The organism is Streptomyces sp. 351MFTsu5.1, from assembly GCF_000383655.1.
Lineage (GTDB): Bacteria > Actinomycetota > Actinomycetes > Streptomycetales > Streptomycetaceae > Streptomyces > Streptomyces griseorubiginosus.
The window spans coordinates 617,474-634,008 of the sequence record NZ_KB911775.1; the positions used below are offsets into that span (position 1 = coordinate 617,474).

A 16,535-nucleotide genomic window follows, 5' to 3' on the forward strand; every position below is an offset into this window, starting at 1 on the left:
GTGCTGGGATCAGCCCTTGACCGCGCCGAGCATCACGCCCGAGACGAAGTAGCGCTGGACGAAGGGGTACACGCAGATGATCGGCAGCGCGGTGAGCACGATGGTGACCGCCTGGATGCTCGCGCCGACCTGGCTGAGCTCGGCGGTGCCCGCGCCCGCGTTGCCGCCTCCGGTGGCGCCCGCGATGAGGTTGCGCAGATAGACGGTGACCGGCATCAGGTCGGCGCGGTCCATGTAGAGGAACGCCCCGAACCACGAGTTCCAGAAGGACACCGTGTAGAAGAGCAGCATGGTCGCCACGACCGCCTTGGACAGCGGCAGCACGATCCTGAGCAGGATGCCGTAGGTGCTCAGACCGTCGATCTGCGCGGCCTCCTCCAGCTCGGTCGGCAGGCTCTCGAAGAAGGCCTTCATCACCAGCAGGTTGAAGACGCTGATCGCGTTGGGCAGCGCGATGGCCCAGACGCTGTTCTTCAGCCCGAGCTCGGTGACGAGGATGTAGTGGGGAATCAGGCCGCCGGTGAAGAACATCGTGAACACGGCGATGCCGACGAGGACCCCGCGCCCCTTGAGGTTCTTCTTGGAGAGCACGTAGGCGTAACAGGTCGTCAGCACCATGGCCACGGCGGTCGAGACGACCGTGTAGAGGACCGTGTTGCCGTAGTTCCGCCAGAACATCGAGTCCTGGAAGACGACTTTGTAGGTGGTGAGGTTGAACCCCTTGGGCCACAGGGTGACTTCACCGGCCCGGATCTGGCGTTCCCCGCTGAAGGACCGGGCGACGATGTTGACGAAGGGGTACAGGGTGACCACCACGACGAGGGTGAGGATCACCCCGTTGACGCCCTGGAAGACCCGGTAGGAACGGCTCGGCTTCACCACAGGCTGGTCCCCACTGTGCGGCGCGAGAGGGTGTTGGCGGACGTGATCAGGACCAGGCCGATGACCGCCTCGAACAGCCCGATGGCGGCCGCGTAGCTGAAGCTGTTGGACTCGACACCCGTGCGGTACACGTACGTCGAGATCACGTCGGCGGTCGGGTAGGTCAGCGGGTTGTACAGCAGCAGGACCTTCTCGAAGCCGACCGCCATGAAGGTCCCGACGTTGAGGATCAGCAGCGTGATCATGGTCGGCCGGATGCCGGGCAGGGTGACGTGCCAGATCTGCTGCCAGCGGTTGGCCCCGTCGATGCGGGCGGCCTCGTACAGGTCCTCGTCGATGGTGGTGAGCGCGGCGAGGTAGAGGATCGTGCCCCAGCCGGCGGTCTGCCAGATCTCGGAGCCGACGTAGATCGTGCGGAACCATCCGGGTTCCTGGATGAAGCGGATCTCGTCGTGGCCGAGCCAGGCGAGAGCGTGATTGACGGGGCCGTCGGTGGCGAGCATCTGGAGGGTCAGGCCCGCGACGATCACGATCGACAGGAAGTGCGGAAGGTACGACACCGACTGCACGAACCGTTTCAGCGAGCGTCGGCGGACCTCGTTCAGCAGCAGGGCGAGGACGATCGGGATCGGGAAGCAGAAGACGAGGGTGAGGCCGCCGAGCCACAGGGTGTTGCGGAACACCTGCCAGAAGGTCGGGTCGCTGAGGAACATGCGCACATAGCGCAGGCCCACCCAGTCCTCGCCGAACATCGAGCCGCCGGGCTCGAAGCGCCGGAAGGCGATCACGTTGCCGATCATCGGCAGATAGCGGAAGACCAGGAAGAACAGCAGCGGCAGCACGGCGAGCGAGTACAGCTGCCAGTCCCGGCGCAGGGCCCGGCGCCACCCTCCGCCCGGCGCCCGTCGAGGGATCACGGCGGGCCGGTCCTCGACGCCGGTGGGGGGAGGTGCCGACTTGACGGAGGTGCTCACGCTCGGTCCTCTCAGGCGGGGGACGGAACCGAAACTTTCGAGCTCTTACCGGTAACTTCGCGGCAACTTAGGGCCACTCAGAAAGCGCTGTCAATGGGTGAGTCAGGAGATACCTGAGGCAGGAGTGGGGTAGGAACGGGAAGGCCGAATCCCGTAACCCTCCGCAAGTTTCACTGTTTTGACCGACTCATGCGAGGTGCCCTGTGCCTGCGTTCGACCTTCCGACGAACGAGCTGGAGCGCTACCGCCCCGATGTCCAGGAACCCCCGGATTTCGACGCGTTCTGGCGTGACACCCTGAAAGAGGCCGACCACCCGGACGTGTTGGTGTCGGTGCGCCCGGCCGAGAACGGGCTGCGCCTCACCGACACCTGGGACGTGACCTTCCTGGGCTTCGCCGGCGACCCGGTCCGCGCCTGGTACAGCAGGCCGGCGGGAGTGGCCTCGCCCCTGCCCGCGGTCGTCGAGTACGCCGGGTACGGGCGCGGGCGCGGCCTTCCGCACGAGCGGCTGACCTGGGTGAACGCCGGGTACGCGCATCTGCTGATGGACAACCGCGGCCAGGGCGACCAGTACGGCAACGGCGGCGCGACCCCCGACCCGCACGCCCTCGCCCCGGGTGGCCCGGGTCCGGCGGCACGCGGTCTGCTCGATCCGCGCGACTACCACTACCGGCGACTGATCACGGACGCGGTGCGCGCGGTGGCGGCGGTGCGGGCGCTTCCGGGCGTGGCGGGTGACCGGGTCGCGGCCGTCGGCAACAGCCAGGGCGGCGGCCTGGCGCTGGCCGTCGCGGGGCTGGTGCCGGACTTGGCGGCGGTCCTGGTCACCGCGCCGTTCCTGTGCGGGATCCGGCGGGCCCTGGACCTGACCGACGCCAGTCCCTACGGCGAGATCAGCGCCTACCTGTCCGTGCACCGGGGCGCGGAGGAGGCCGCGTACCGCACGCTCTCGTACATGGAGGGGATCTCCTTCGCCCGCCGCGCCTTCGCCCCGGCCCACTTCGGGGTGGGCCTGCGGGACACGGTGTGCCCGCCGAGCGGGGCGTACGCCGCCTGCAACCGCTACGGCGAACTGACCGGCGCGGACCCGGGCAAGGAGATCCACGTCTATCCGTACAACGGCCACGAGGGCGGCGAGGCGGTGCAGGTGCGCCGCCAGCTCGACTGGCTGGGCGGGGTGCCGGGGTTCAGCCGATGAGGACAGGGGGCAGGCCCCAACTGATTTGACATCGTTGTCCTTTGGGGCGGTAGAGTGATGTATAGACCACTCGACAACGTTGTCTGACACTCGATGTCGTCACAGGCCATGCTCCCTCCGCGTCGGCCACCCACCCCCCTCGCGCCGACCGGCTCGCGGACCCGGTGGCACACAGTCCACCGGGTCCGCCCTGAGCATTTCCGCGGTTGCTGACGAAGGCTCAGCCGACCCTGCACGGAAGGGTCGTGGCCGAGTCGCCGCCGGAGCCCGTCACGACGTAGCCGAAGGTCGCGCTCTGTCCCGGACTCAACGAGCCGTTCCAGTTGGCGTTGTGGACCATCACGCTCTGGCCGTCGTAGGTGGCGTTGCCGTTCCAGAGGCTGTCGACCTTCTGGCCGGACGGCAGGTTCCAGTCGACCATCCAGCCCAGCATCGGCACGTCACCGGAGTTGGTGACGGTGACCTCGGACTGGTAGCCGCCGCTCCAACTGCCCGTCGTCCTGCGGGTGGCGGTGCAGGCACCGGGCACCGGCTCGGTCGGGTTGCCCGGTTCGTGGATGCCGGTGACCTCGCCGTTGCCGCCGTCGAAGACCACGTCGGAGCAGGAGTAGAAGGTCTCGGCGCTGTCCGAGCGCTGCCAGACCATGTAGATGATGTGGCGGCCCGACTTGTTCGCCGGGAGCTGGCCGGTCCAGGAGTAGTTGGCCTCGACCGTGCCCGGACTGCCGTGCAGCGGCGGGTGGTCGGCACTGAGGAAGGGCCGGTCCTCGATGTCGTCCCAGGTGAGGGTCTTCTTGGGGTCGAAGCCGTCCTTGGTGACGTAGACATAGAACCAACCCGGGTGCGCGGCCCAGGCGTTGTAGGAGAAGTCGACCGTCTTGCCCGCGGTGAGGTGGGTGAGCGGCCAGTCGTCGCGGGGGGCGTTGAAGCCGGTGAAGTTGGTGTTGCCGCCGCTGCACAGCTGGCCGTCCGGGACGAATCCGCGGGTGCGGCCGGCGCCGTCGGAGCGCAGGACGGAGAACCAGTTGTAGAACGGCGTGGTGCCGCTGACCTGTTGGGCGTTCTTGCAGGCGGGGTTGACCGGTTTGATCTCACCGGTGTCGGTCAGCGCGTCCTGCCAGCACAGGAAGGTGCGGCTGGCGGGCTTCATGGGGGTGCCGTGGGCCTCGGCCTTGCCGCCCGCGGTGAGGACCAGGCTCAGGGCGGGGATGGTGGCGAGCAGGGAGACGAGGACCAGGAAGAGGGCTCTGGGGCGGGTCACCCTCGCTAACTTTGTCAGGATCATGACAGTCCAGTCCGTTCCTTGAGGTACGGGCCGTGCGGGTGTGGGGTTGCGGCGGGGTGGGAGCGCACATGCGGGCGGGTTCCGGTCCGTCCGAATGGGAGCGCTCCCACCCTGCCTTCTGCGGAAGGTAGCGGGAAGGGGCGCAGTTGTAAACGTCTGGCGCTCGTGTGGGACCACTTCGCTCTCGGCGCCGACGGCGAGAACGTCGTCAAACTCGGACACGTGGGAACGTCATCAGGAACAACGCCACGACCGTCGGCGTCCGGCAGTACCTCTACCTCACCAACTGACGCCGCAGGCGGGGCGGGAGGGCGGCGGCACGGAGGTCCGCGTCGCCGCTCTTCTCAGCACCGGGTTCCGTTCCGCTCGGCAGCCGGATCGTGAACTCCGTGCGGCCCGGGGCGCTTTGGACGGCGATGTGGCCTCCGTGCGCTTCCGTGACCGCCAGCGCCAACGACAGGCCCAGACCCGAGCCGCCCGCGCTCGCGTCCGCCCGGGAGCGGGAGGTGTCCGCTCGGGTGAAGCGTTCGAAGACCGTGGGGAGGAGGGGCGGGGGGATGCCGGGGCCGTCGTCGCGAACGCTGATCAGACAGTGGTCGTGCGACGCTTCCACCGAGGTCACGATCCTTGTTCCCACCGGCGTGTGCGTCCTCGCGTTGGACAGGAGGGCCGCCACCGCCCGACGCAGGAGGGGCGCGTCGCCGGTCGCCGACGCCGACGGCTCCACGGGAAGTTCGAGCTGCCAGTCGTGGCTGCTGTCCGCCGACCTCGCCTCCCACACCGCCTCCGCGACCAGTGCCGCCACATCCACCCGCGCGGTCCGGAGCGGGTCGCCCTCGTCGAGGCGGGCGAGCAGGAGCAGGTCCTCCACCAGGGCCGTCATGCGCGCCGACTCGGCCGAGACGCGGCGCCAGGCGAGCACCGGGTCGACGACGCCGGTGCCGCGGTTCACGAGCTCGGCGTATCCGGCGATCGAGGCGAGGGGCGTACGGAGTTCGTGGCTGGCGTCGGCCAGGAAGCGGCGCATGCGTTCCTCGCCGCTCCGCACCGACTCCTCGCTGTGCCGGACCCGTTCGAGGAGGTGGTTGAGCGCGGCGCCCACCTGCCCGGCCTCGCTGTCCGGGTCGGTGTCGTGCACGGGCACCCGGGTGAGGGTGCCGCCGGGTCCGAGCGGGGCCCGGGCGACCTCGGCCGCGGTCGCGGCGACCCGGCCGAGGGGGCGCAGTTGCCGTCGTACGACCACCGCGCAGACGCAGCCGGCGACGGCGAGCCCGGCAGCCGCGACGGCGGCCTCGACCAGCACCAGTTGGCCGATCATGTTCTCCACGTCGGCCGTCGGCAGCCCGGTCATGACCTGTACGCCGCCGCTCCGCAGCACGGTGAGCCGGTAGGCGCCGAGCCCGGGGACGGTCCGGGTGTGCTGCGAGCCGTCGGCGCGCAGGCCTGTCAGGGCGGCTCGTTGGGCCGCGTCGAGGTCCCGTGGCGGGGCGTCCTGCACCGCCACGGCCGCGGAAAGGACCTTCCCGTCGCCGGACAGCCGGGCGGCCAGCATCCCGGACGGGTGTCCGTCGTCCCGGAGGAACCCCAGGTAGGTGCTCGACGAGGGGTGGAGCGCTGCGTCGCCGAGGCTGCGTTCGGCGGCGTTCACGACCCGGCCGTCGAACTCGCCCATGACGTAGGCGCGTTGGAACAGCGCGGTGGTCAGGGCCGTCGCCCCGCAGACGACGGCCAGGGTGGCGCCGACGAGGAGGAGCAGCCGGGTGCGCGTCGCGCGCGGGCGCCGTCGCGGCCGGGTCCTGGTGCCAGTCATGTCCCGATCGTGTCCCGGCCCGCTGAGGGAACCCTGTGTTCCACCTGAGGGTGGGTGATGACCTGCGTGTTCTTCTGCGGGAACGGCGAAAGGGCCGCACCCCCGGCACCGGGAGTGCGGCCCTTTCGCGCAGGACCGCTGTCCGCGAAGGACTGCTGTCCGCGCAGGACTACTTGCGGATCAGCGAGCGCAGCACGTACTGCATGATGCCGCCGTTGCGGTAGTAGTCGGCCTCACCGGGGGTATCGATGCGGACGACCGCGTCGAACTCGACGCCCGTGTCGGTGGTGACCTTGACCGTGCGCGGCGTGGTGCCGTTGTTCAGCTCCTCGACGCCGGTGAAGGAGAAGGTCTCCTCGCCGGTCAGGCCGAGCGTCGCGGCCGACTGGCCCTCCGGGAACTGGAGCGGCAGGACGCCCATGCCGATGAGGTTCGAGCGGTGGATGCGCTCGTACGACTCGGCGATGACGGCCTTGACGCCGAGCAGCGCGGTGCCCTTGGCGGCCCAGTCGCGGGACGAGCCGGAGCCGTACTCCTTGCCGGCCAGGATGGCCAGCGGGATGCCCTGCTCGATGTAGTTGCGGGAGGCGTCGTAGATGAAGGAGACGGGGGCGTCGTCCTTCGTGAAGTCGCGGGTGTAGCCGCCCTCGGTGCCCGGCGCGATCTGGTTGCGCAGGCGGATGTTGGCGAACGTGCCGCGGATCATGACCTCGTGGTTGCCTCGGCGGGAGCCGTAGGAGTTGAAGTCACGACGCTCCACACCGTGCTCGGTGAGGTACTTGCCGGCCGGGGTGTCGGCCTTGATGGCACCGGCCGGGGAGATGTGGTCGGTGGTGACCGAGTCGCCCAGCTTGGCGAGGACCCGGGCGCCGGTGATGTCGCTGACCGGCGTGGTCTCCATCGTCATGCCCTCGAAGTAGGGGGGCTTGCGGACGTACGTCGACTCCGCGTCCCACTCGAAGGTGTTGCCGGTCGGGATCGGCAGCGCCTGCCACTGGGCGTCGCCCGCGAAGACGTCGGAGTAGGACTTGTTGAACATGTCCTCGCCGATGGCGTTCGCCACGACGTCGTTGACCTCGGCCTCGGAGGGCCAGATGTCGGCCAGGAAGACCGGCTTGCCGTCCTGGTCGACGCCGAGCGCGTCCTTGGTGATGTCCACCTTCATGGAGCCCGCGATGGCGTACGCGACGACCAGCGGCGGGGAGGCCAGGTAGTTCATCTTGACGTCGGGGTTGATCCGGCCCTCGAAGTTGCGGTTGCCGGAGAGGACCGAGGTGACCGCGAGGTCGTGGTCGTTGACGGCCTTGGAGACCTCCTCCGGCAGCGGGCCGGAGTTGCCGATGCAGGTGGTGCAGCCGTAGCCGACGAGGTTGAAGCCGACCTTGTCGAGGTAGGGGGTCAGGCCCGCCTTGTCGAAGTAGTCGGTGACGACCTTGGAGCCCGGGGCGAGGGTGGTCTTGACCCACGGCTTGCGGGTCAGGCCCTTCTCGACCGCCTTCTTGGCCACCAGCGCGGCGGCGACCATGACGTACGGGTTCGAGGTGTTGGTGCAGGAGGTGATCGCGGCGACCGTCACGGCACCGTGGTCGAGCTCGTACGTCGAGCCGTCGGGGGCGGTCACGGTGACCGGGTTGGACGGGGCACCGTTCGGGGCGACCGCCGGAGCGTCGGAGGCCGGGAAGGACTCCTTGCCGGACTCGTCGACGTCGTCGACGTAGTTGCGGACGTCCTGCTTGAACTGCTCGGCGGCGTTGGCGAGGACGATGCGGTCCTGCGGGCGCTTCGGTCCTGCGATGGAGGGGACGACCGTGGAGAGGTCCAGCTCCAGCTTCTCGGAGAAGTCCGGCTCGGCCTTCGGGTCCAGCCAGAGGCCCTGCTCCTTGGCGTACGCCTCGACGAGCGCCAGCTGCTGCTCGGTGCGGCCGGTGAGCTTGAGGTACTTGATCGTCTCGTCGTCGATCGGGAAGATCGCGGCGGTCGAGCCGAACTCCGGCGACATGTTGCCGATGGTGGCGCGGTTCGCGAGCGAGGTGGCGGCGACGCCCTCGCCGTAGAACTCGACGAACTTGCCGACGACGCCATGCTTGCGGAGCATCTCGGTGATGGTCAGCACGAGGTCGGTGGCGGTGGTGCCGGGCTTGAGCTCACCGGTGAGCTTGAAGCCGACGACGCGCGGGATGAGCATGGAGACCGGCTGGCCGAGCATCGCGGCCTCGGCCTCGATGCCGCCGACGCCCCAGCCCAGCACACCGAGGCCGTTGACCATGGTGGTGTGCGAGTCGGTGCCGACCAGGGTGTCGGGGTAGGCCTGGCCGTTGCGGACCATGACCGTGCGGGCCAGGTGCTCGATGTTCACCTGGTGGACGATGCCGGTGCCCGGCGGGACGACCTTGAAGTCGTCGAACGCGGTCTGGCCCCAGCGCAGGAACTGGTAGCGCTCGCGGTTGCGGCCGTACTCCAGCTCGACGTTCTGCGCGAACGCGTCGTTGGTGCCGAACTTGTCCGCGATGACGGAGTGGTCGATGACCAGCTCGGCCGGGGAGAGCGGGTTGACCTTGGCCGGGTCGCCGCCGAGCTCCTTGACGGCCTCACGCATGGTCGCGAGGTCCACGACACAGGGCACGCCGGTGAAGTCCTGCATGATCACGCGGGCCGGCGTGAACTGGATCTCCTGCGACGGCTGGGCCTGGGAGTCCCAGCTGCCGAGGGCGCGGATGTGGTCGGCGGTGATGTTCGCGCCGTCCTCGGTACGGAGCAGGTTCTCCAGGAGAACCTTGAGGCTGTACGGCAGGCGGGCCGAGCCCTCCACCTTGTCCAGCCGGAAGATCTCGTACGACTCGTCACCCACGCTCAGCGTGGCGCGGGCGTCGAAGCTGTTCGCCGACACGACAGTCTCCTTCATTTCTGTGCGCTTACCACCGCATCCTGCCGCCACGCCACCCTGGCCGATCCGCTAAGGTAAGGCTAAGTTAGGCATGCCTTACCGTCGGGTTCGACGGGCGCGTGCTGCTGCGGTACGCCTCGGCAGATATCTCGATGTCGAGATAACTCTAGTACATGAGGCCGGGATGGTCATGCCCGGCCCCGCTGTGATGTCCTGACCGGCATGCCCGACGGATGGGAGCGGGCATGCCTGACGGATGGGAGCGGGCATGCCTGACGGATGGGAATGGGACCCGACCCTCTTCAAGGGGAGCGCGGTCCACTACGCGCGCGGCCGGCTGCCGTACGCCCCGGGTCTCGCCGGGACGGTGGCCGGGGCCCTCGGACTGGACGGCCGGGGCCGGCTCCTCGACGTGGGCTGCGGGCCCGGCACGGTACTGCTCGCACTGGCGGGGCACTTCACGGAGGCGGTCGGCCTCGATCCCGACGAGGACATGCTGGCCGAGGCGGAGCGGCAGGCCGGGCGGCGCGGGGTCACCAACGCGCGCTGGGTGCCCGGCCGCGCCGAGGACCTGCCGGCCGGCCTCGGGACGTTCAGGGTCGTGGTGTTCGCCCAGTCCTTCCACTGGACGGACCGCGACCGGGTCGCCGCGACCGTGCGGGGGATGCTGGAGCCGGGCGGTGCGTTCGTCCACATCAGCGACGACAAGGAGGCACCGGCCGCGACCACTCCCCTTCCGTGGCCCGCCTCCCCCTACGCCGAGATCGGCGACCTGGTGCGCGGACACCTCGGCCCGGTGCGCCGCGCGGGCCAGGGCCGGCTCGTCAACGGCACCCCCGGCCGGGAGGACCTGGTCATGGCACGGGCCGGCTTCGAGGAGCTCGAACAGCATGTCGTGCCGGCCGGGCAGGTCGTGGAGCGCGGCGCGGACGACCTGGCGGCGTGGACGTTCTCCCGCTCCGACTCGGCACCCCATCTGTTCGGCATCTGTTCGGCGACCGGCTGGCGGAGTTCGAGCGGGACCTGCGCGCGCTGCTGCGGCGGATCTCGCCGGACGGCCGCTTCGCGGAACACCTCCCGGCGACCCGGATCATGATCTGGCGCCCGCCGCGCCGCGAGGGGTGACGACCGCCCAACTCGCGCACGGGGACGGGGCGGTGCGAAACCCGGCAGCCATCTCTTGGCCGGGCCGGGGTATTCGAACGGCAACGACAGCACGCGAGACCTTCGACAGGAGGCCCCCATGCCGCTCACGTTCCGCAAGAGTTTCCGGATCCTTCCCGGAGTGCGGCTGAACATCAACCGGCGCTCGTGGTCCATCACGACCGGCGGCGGCAGCCACGGCCCGAAGCACACCCACAGCAGCACGGGACGTCGTACGACATCCATGGATCTTCCCGGACCTTTCGGATGGCGCCGGACCCGTACCGCCAAGCGCCACTGACGTCTCCTCAGGTCCGCGCGGGTCACTCACCCGAACGGACGTCCCGGAATGCGCAATCTCATATCTGAGATAGCCTCAACCCCATGGCAGACGACTACCTCGTACGCATCGGCAAGCTCATCCGTGACGCCCGGCAGCACCGGGGCTGGACACAGTCGCAGCTCGCGGAGGCGCTCGGCACCAGCCAGAGCGCCGTTAATCGCATCGAGCGCGGCAACCAGAACATCAGCCTTGAGATGATCGCCCGTATCGGTGAAGCACTGGACAGCGAGATCGTCTCTCTGGGCTACGCGGGCCCGATGCATCTGCGGGTGGTCGGCGGGCGCCGGCTCTCGGGCGCGATCGACGTCAAGACGAGCAAGAACGCGTGCGTGGCCCTGCTCTGCGCCTCGCTCCTCAACAAGGGGCGCACGGTGCTGCGCAGGGTCGCCCGCATCGAGGAGGTCTACCGCCTGCTCGAGGTGCTGGGCTCCATCGGGGTGCGGACGCGGTGGATCAACGACGGCGTCGACCTGGAGCTGGTTCCGCCGACCGAGCTGAACATGGCGTCGATCGACGCCGAGGCGGCCGTACGCACCCGCTCGATCATCATGTTCCTCGGCCCGCTGCTGCACCGTATGGACCGCTTCAAGCTGCCGTACGCCGGCGGCTGCGACCTCGGCACCCGGACCATCGAGCCGCACATGATCGCGCTGCGCCGGTTCGGTCTGGACGTGGCGGCGACCGAGGGGCAGTACCACGCGCGGGTGGACCGGGCGGTCCGCCCCGACCGTCCGATCGTGCTGACCGAGCGCGGCGACACCGTGACGGAGAACGCGCTGCTCGCGGCCGCCCGCCACGACGGCGTCACCGTCATCCGCAACGCCTCCTCCAACTACATGGTCCAGGACCTGTGCTTCTTCCTGGAGGCGCTCGGCGTCAGGGTCGAGGGCATCGGCACCACCACGCTCACCGTGCACGGCGTGCCGCAGATCGACGTGGACGTGGACTACTCCCCCTCCGAGGACCCGGTCGAGGCGATGAGCCTGCTGGCCGCGGCGGTGGTCACGGAGTCGGAGCTGACGGTGCGCCGGGTGCCGATCGAGTTCCTGGAGATCGAGCTGGCGGTCCTGGAGGAGATGGGCCTCGACCACGACCGTACGCCGGAGTACTTCGCGGACAACGGCCGCACCCGCCTCGTCGACCTCACGGTCCGGCCCTCCAAGCTGGAGGCGCCGATCGACAAGATCCACCCGATGCCGTTCCCGGGCCTGAACATCGACAACGTCCCGTTCTTCGCGGCGATCGCGGCGGTCGCGCAGGGCCAGACGCTGATCCACGACTGGGTCTACGACAACCGCGCGATCTACCTGACCGACCTGAACCGCCTGGGCGGCCGCCTCCAGCTCCTCGACCCGCACCGCGTCCTGGTCGAGGGCCCGACCCGCTGGCGCGCCGCGGAGATGATGTGCCCTCCGGCCCTGCGCCCCGCCGTGGTCGTCCTCCTGGCGATGATGGCGGCGGACGGCACGTCGGTGCTGCGCAACGTCTATGTCATCAACCGGGGTTACGAGGATCTGGCGGAGCGGCTGAACTCGGTGGGGGCGCAGATCGAGATCTTTCGGGACATCTGAAAGCTCCCAGGATCGGTACTGCCAAACCCCCTCTGACCTGCACGAATGCGGGATTGGAAGAGGTGTGGTGGCGCCTGTCGGACTTTTCTGGGACTTTTGGCCGGGATCGAGGGCCTGCGCCAGCCACTGAGCCCCGACGGCCACGCCTTCCCCGGTCTCGCCCACGCCTGACGCGAGCGTCAGCGAAGTCCATTGCGGGAGCCCCGACAGCTTCCGGTAGATGCTTGACGGGCCCGACCGATCCTTGGTCGGGCCCGTCATTGTTATCTCCGGCGGCCTCCACGCCGTCGCAGCCCACGTGACACATGTAAGCCGAAGAGCCCAACGCCCTTGTCAGTGCCTGCTGTCAGGATCAGCATCGCCCTGCGTCGTCACCTGGAGGACACCCCATGACTGCTGAGCTCGGTCCGCTGGCCAGGACACGCCGCAACAGCCGTGAGCCGATACAGGCGGGTGGCGAAACGGTGGGGAGACTCGGCGACTTCTGGAGCTGGGCATGCTCCGACCTGGCCAACAACACCATGCGCGGCGTCCTGGCCGAGTACCTCGTGGCCACGGCATTGGGCGCCGCGATCGGCATCCGCACACTGAAGCACCTCAGTCAGCATGCGACGGGTACGTGTGCGTCGCGGTAGGGGAACACCCCGCTCCCTTCATACGCGGGGTGTTGGATCCTTCATGCCTCTTCGTCCTCGGGCGCAGACTCGCGAAGGAACCACAGGTCGAGGGTGTAGCGCTCCACGACCGGCGACAGTTCCAGGACACGCCGAACATCTTCCACGGTGTCGAGTTGCCGGGAGCCTCCCCGGATGTTCTGGTCGTAGTAATCCGCCGCGGCCTGCCGGCCTGTCCACCATGCATGTCCGGCGTAGACACCGGGGCGGGGCAACCTGGTCATGCCGACCGGACCGGAAGTGAGTTGGTTCACGACCAGTTCGCTGGTTTCTGACTCCAGGCTGATACCGATCCAACCTTCGACGCCCTCAGGGGGATCCTGGGGGGTGTCCCAGACTCGGATGGCGACCTCGACGCGCAAATCGGGTTGCAGAGTGCGGAGGTACAGGTGATAGCCGTTGCCTGCGACTACTTCAGTCTCGGCGCGGTCCCAGGCTTCCGCGTCGCCTTCGTACGCATCGGCGTCATAGACCTCGATCACACAGTGGTCCGGCCGGGCACTCGTGCTGTACTCCATGATGAGCGTCACGATCGGGAATTCTCCGCGTCACGGGACGATGGTGACGTAGAAGGCGTCACCGTCGAGGACGCGGTTTGCCGTGTACATGGCGTTCAATCGGTTGCCTCCCTTTCCATTGTCGGTTCCGTCTATGAGTCTGGCTGAGTAGCGCAAGTTATTCTCTCCACGCTCCTTGGTGCTAGCGAAGGGGTATTCATCGCATTCCAGACCGCTCCCAGAGTAGTCGCCCCACACGTCCTTGCAGGTCTTGATGGCCTGGTTCCTGTTGGCATCCCTCTGCTCGGTATCGGTCAGCCGGTGGAGCGGCTCCTGCGCGCCGGGCACGGACTTACCGGGCCATGAGGGGAATGTCCGCTCGGGGAACTGCTGGGCATCGAGGATGTGGCGAGCGCTCTGGTCGACCTCGGGATCGCTGAGGCTGAGCTGGAGTTCGACGCGTGCGCCGGTGAAGACGGTGCCCTGGTATTTGCCGGCCACCGGTCCGGCGTAGTCGAAGCGGATGTCGGAGTGCGCCATGTCCGGTTCGATCCACGGTACGGATGTCGGTGAGGTGAGGGTCATGGCCAGGGTGATGCGGCCGGCGACGATCTGCGAGTTGGCCGGGTCGTAGCCGCCGGTGTCGGGTGAGGTGTAGGTGACGGTCCACTGCGGTACGGCCACCCATTCGGCGAGCGGAGCGCTGCGCAGAGTGTCTGTGGGCGGGGTGATGACGGGGTTGGTGCCGGAGTCTCCGAGGTTGACGGTGTCGGAGTACTGCTGGCTGAGGACCCAGGTGGCGGGGTCGTCGCCGCTGACGGACACCGGCACGATGTTTTCGATGCTGCTCACGTAGTCCACTCGGCGGGAGCCGTCGTAGGCGAAGCCCAGGACCCACAGGTCGAACGTCAGGTGGCCGAGAATCTCCCCGTTGGTCCTCTTGAGAGTCAGGTTGACGGGCTGATGCACGCAGGTCTCGAAGCGGCTCTTGACCCAGCCGGTCTGCGAGTTGGCCTCGGGATGGTCGGCGCATTCCGTGCGGAGGTCATCGGCCTCGGCAGCCAGCGCGGCAGTCGTCGGCTGCCGCAGCGGAGCGGCCGTCGCCGCTTCTGCTGTCGACGTCGGTCCCAGGATCGCCACGAGGGTGGCGAAGGCGGCCAGTGCCGTAGTGATCAGTCTTGGCCCGTGGGCGAGGCCGGATATTCGGCCCGCAGACCCGGAAGTGACGCGACGGTTTGTGCGGAGTCGTATCAGCTGCACATCGTCCCCCAGCAGGCGTCGAGGAGTCGGCCGGTCACTGCCGAGTAGGTGGCTCGGAAGCCGTGGAACAGGTGACCTCGCTGCTCCAGGCCGTGCGTCGGGGACGAGGAATCGACGGTCCAGACAGCGTCCGTGGCGCCGGAACCGGCCGCGGAGGGCGGGGTGGCGGTGCTCTTCGCGGCGGTGATGTCCAGTTCCTGGGCGGGGACGTCGAAGGACGCGGCCGCCCTTGCCAGGATCTGCTCGCGGCTGGTGCCGGAGGCGGTGGAAGCCGACATCCGGGCTGCGTCCGTGTCCTTGGCCGTCAGCGCGGCTGCGTTGCACCGCTGAACGGTCTGGACGCACTGTGCCAGTCCCGGAACGGTGGTCAGGCAGCTGTCCGGGTCCTGCGTCATGCATGCGGCGAGCGCCGTCTGGTCGACCCCGTTGTAGGTCCCGTGCGTCGCCAACGGCGTGGTTCCGGCTGAGGATGACTGCCCGCCGGGTAGGCCCTGTTCGGGGCCGGCCGAGCCGTCGAGGGATTGCAGCGTCGTCGGTCCTGGCTTGGCCACGGCGAGTTGGGTGAAGGTGGTGTTGTCGGTGAGTTGCATGTCGAAGCAGTAGGGCGCGGTGCTGCCCTGACCGCAGAGGCCCAGGGAAGCGACCTGTGCGGTGTTGGCGGTCGCGGCGCGGTACCAGGTCTTGTTCTCGGCCATGTACTGCACGCGGTTGGCGATCTGCGGAACCGTGAGGTACTGAGGGCCCATCACCTCCAGGCCGATGTCGATCCGGTTCGCGTTGCCCCGTGGTACGGCGAGCTGGTCGGTGGTGGAGCCGACCCAGTTGAAGTCGTAGAGCACGTCCCACTGGTCGGTGTTGTCCTGGCGCAGCACCATGTACGTGTGGTTCGTTCCGTCCGGCGTCGAGGGATTGGTGCCGGCCGTGATGGCTTCCGTGCGACCGCCGCTGTCACCCAGCTCCGTCCACCGCGGGCCATACGTGGATGTTGATGCGCCCGTCTTTTCGGCGTAGAGGCCGACCTGGACGTAGTTGGCGAAGAGGCCACCCTCGGTGTTGGGCGTCATCGTGAGGTAGTTGGCCGCAGACACGGTCGTGTCGCCGGTGGAGCCGCTGGTGAACGTGATGGGTATGTTTCGCCAAGTGGCGAAGGCGCCGATCACCGGTTCCCCCGGCTGAGTGCAGGCGACACCCCAGAAGATGATCGACGCTTCGTGCTCGATCTGACAGCTGGTCGTCGGCGGGCTCGCTGCCGCCGGGGACGCGGTGGTGAGCGGTAGGACAACGGCGGCTGCGGCTGCGGCTGCGGACAGGGCAGGAAGAAGTCTTCGTCGCACGCGCAACACTCCTACATACGATGATCGAATGAGTGGTCGAGGTCCTTTCCGGTACATGCACAGGCCACACACCCGTGTCGAAACCTGGCTGAATCCGTAGGACCGGGTACTTCGGCACCCAGGCGCAGATCGAGCTGTCTGTCCCTTCACAGAGGGTGGGGTGGTTCGCCCTTCAGCCTGCTGAAATGCTGGAACGCACCCCGTCACCGAGGACCTGAGACATGAGCCCGTAGGCGATCGCCTGAGGTGAAGACATGGGGACGACAAGCGAGCGGGGCTGAAACGTGTGGGGGACGGCTCGGCCGCCCCCTCCGCGGTTGGTCAGCTCTGGCAACTGCCGTCGCCCGCAGCCTCGCCTCGGCCATCGCCATCGTCTGAGATGCGGTCCTGACACAGCCCCTCCATCGCACGGCCTTCGGGACAACAATCCGGATCGTTCTGAAGGACACCGGAGGACGCTCCTGATCGAGCGCCGAGCAATGACCGCCCAGTAGACGGCGGTTGGCAGAGCCAGGCCAGCAGCGGTGACGGTAGGTGCACCAATCGGCGGCAAGTTGGTGGGTGAAGCCTTCAGATTTCCCGTGCTCAGCAGCAGCGCCGACAGACCTGAAGCGTGCCGCAAGACAAGTCGAGGTCTTCGGTGAGCAGGGTGCGTACCTAGCACCACACGAGCAACGCA

13 protein-coding genes are annotated in these 16,535 nt (G+C 68.4%); 5 read left to right on the plus strand and 8 right to left on the minus strand.

The window, feature by feature from the left end:
* Window positions 1-9 precede the first annotated feature (9 nt).
* On the minus strand, window positions 10-882 hold the full coding sequence (locus tag H295_RS0102665; protein ID WP_020133801.1) for a carbohydrate ABC transporter permease: 873 nt from the start codon (window positions 880-882) through the stop codon (window positions 10-12).
* Window positions 876-1,856: an ABC transporter permease gene (locus tag H295_RS0102670; RefSeq protein WP_020133802.1), complete on the minus strand. Its 981-nt coding sequence runs from the start codon at window positions 1,854-1,856 to the stop codon at window positions 876-878. Before H295_RS0102670 ends, H295_RS0102665 begins: the two co-directional genes overlap by 7 nt.
* A 203-nt stretch (window positions 1,857-2,059) precedes the next feature.
* Here H295_RS0102670 and H295_RS0102675 point away from each other — a divergent pair, with 203 nt between their 5' ends.
* On the plus strand, window positions 2,060-3,055 hold the full coding sequence (locus tag H295_RS0102675; protein ID WP_020133803.1) for an acetylxylan esterase: 996 nt from the start codon (window positions 2,060-2,062) through the stop codon (window positions 3,053-3,055).
* Window positions 3,056-3,275: 220 nt separating this feature from the next.
* Here H295_RS0102675 and H295_RS0102680 read toward each other — a convergent pair whose 3' ends face one another.
* From H295_RS0102680 to acnA, 3 genes are all read right to left on the minus strand, one after another.
* Window positions 3,276-4,340: a lytic polysaccharide monooxygenase auxiliary activity family 9 protein gene (locus H295_RS0102680; RefSeq protein ID WP_199788548.1), complete on the minus strand. Its 1,065-nt coding sequence runs from the start codon at window positions 4,338-4,340 to the stop codon at window positions 3,276-3,278.
* A gap of 274 nt (window positions 4,341-4,614) precedes the next feature.
* Entirely contained in the window at window positions 4,615-6,150 is a 1,536-nt protein-coding gene (locus H295_RS0102685) for a sensor histidine kinase (protein ID WP_020133805.1), read from the minus strand.
* A 169-nt stretch (window positions 6,151-6,319) separates the two neighbouring features.
* A complete protein-coding gene (acnA, locus tag H295_RS0102690; protein WP_020133806.1) occupies window positions 6,320-9,037 on the minus strand; it encodes an aconitate hydratase AcnA in 2,718 nt (905 codons plus the stop codon).
* 265 nt (window positions 9,038-9,302) lie between these two features.
* Here acnA and H295_RS42635 point away from each other — a divergent pair, with 265 nt between their 5' ends.
* The 4 genes from H295_RS42635 (at window position 9,303) to H295_RS0102710 (ending at window position 12,726) form a co-directional block, all read left to right on the plus strand.
* The gene (locus tag H295_RS42635; protein ID WP_324606045.1) at window positions 9,303-10,130 is read left to right on the plus strand and encodes a class I SAM-dependent methyltransferase; all 828 of its coding nucleotides are present in this window, start codon (window positions 9,303-9,305) and stop codon (window positions 10,128-10,130) included.
* 147 nt (window positions 10,131-10,277) lie between these two features.
* Window positions 10,278-10,478, plus strand: coding sequence for a DUF4236 domain-containing protein (locus H295_RS0102700; protein WP_020133807.1), 201 nt, complete (start codon window positions 10,278-10,280; stop codon window positions 10,476-10,478).
* Between the two features lie 83 nt (window positions 10,479-10,561).
* Window positions 10,562-12,091: a helix-turn-helix domain-containing protein gene (locus tag H295_RS0102705; protein WP_020133808.1), complete on the plus strand. Its 1,530-nt coding sequence runs from the start codon at window positions 10,562-10,564 to the stop codon at window positions 12,089-12,091.
* 389 nt (window positions 12,092-12,480) lie between these two features.
* Window positions 12,481-12,726 (plus strand): hypothetical protein, encoded by a 246-nt coding sequence (locus H295_RS0102710; RefSeq protein WP_020133809.1) that lies wholly within the window; start codon window positions 12,481-12,483, stop codon window positions 12,724-12,726.
* A 41-nt stretch (window positions 12,727-12,767) separates the two neighbouring features.
* On the opposite strand, the gene H295_RS0102715 is transcribed toward H295_RS0102710, so the two are convergent.
* The 3 genes from H295_RS0102715 to H295_RS0102725 all read right to left on the minus strand — a co-directional run bounded on the left by H295_RS0102715 (window position 12,768) and on the right by H295_RS0102725 (window position 15,856).
* On the minus strand, window positions 12,768-13,295 hold the full coding sequence (locus H295_RS0102715; RefSeq protein WP_020133810.1) for a hypothetical protein: 528 nt from the start codon (window positions 13,293-13,295) through the stop codon (window positions 12,768-12,770).
* Between the two features lie 18 nt (window positions 13,296-13,313).
* Window positions 13,314-14,402 (minus strand): NucA/NucB deoxyribonuclease domain-containing protein, encoded by a 1,089-nt coding sequence (locus H295_RS0102720; protein WP_020133811.1) that lies wholly within the window; start codon window positions 14,400-14,402, stop codon window positions 13,314-13,316.
* A 110-nt stretch (window positions 14,403-14,512) separates the two neighbouring features.
* The gene (locus H295_RS0102725; protein WP_234021551.1) at window positions 14,513-15,856 is read right to left on the minus strand and encodes a hypothetical protein; all 1,344 of its coding nucleotides are present in this window, start codon (window positions 15,854-15,856) and stop codon (window positions 14,513-14,515) included.
* Window positions 15,857-16,535 lie beyond the last annotated feature (679 nt).

Bases quoted from the DNA above. Each gene is read 5' to 3' on its own strand.
- H295_RS0102710 (WP_020133809.1), top strand. From the start codon at position 12,481: ATGACTGCTGAGCTCGGTCCGCTGGCCAGGACACGCCGCAACAGCCGT.
- H295_RS0102705 (WP_020133808.1), top strand. From the start codon at position 10,562: ATGGCAGACGACTACCTCGTACGCATCGGCAAGCTCATCCGTGACGCC.
- H295_RS0102700 (WP_020133807.1), top strand. From the start codon at position 10,278: ATGCCGCTCACGTTCCGCAAGAGTTTCCGGATCCTTCCCGGAGTGCGG.
- H295_RS42635 (WP_324606045.1), top strand. From the start codon at position 9,303: ATGCCTGACGGATGGGAATGGGACCCGACCCTCTTCAAGGGGAGCGCG.
- H295_RS0102680 (WP_199788548.1), bottom strand. From the start codon at position 4,340: ATGATCCTGACAAAGTTAGCGAGGGTGACCCGCCCCAGAGCCCTCTTC.
- H295_RS0102685 (WP_020133805.1), bottom strand. From the start codon at position 6,150: ATGACTGGCACCAGGACCCGGCCGCGACGGCGCCCGCGCGCGACGCGC.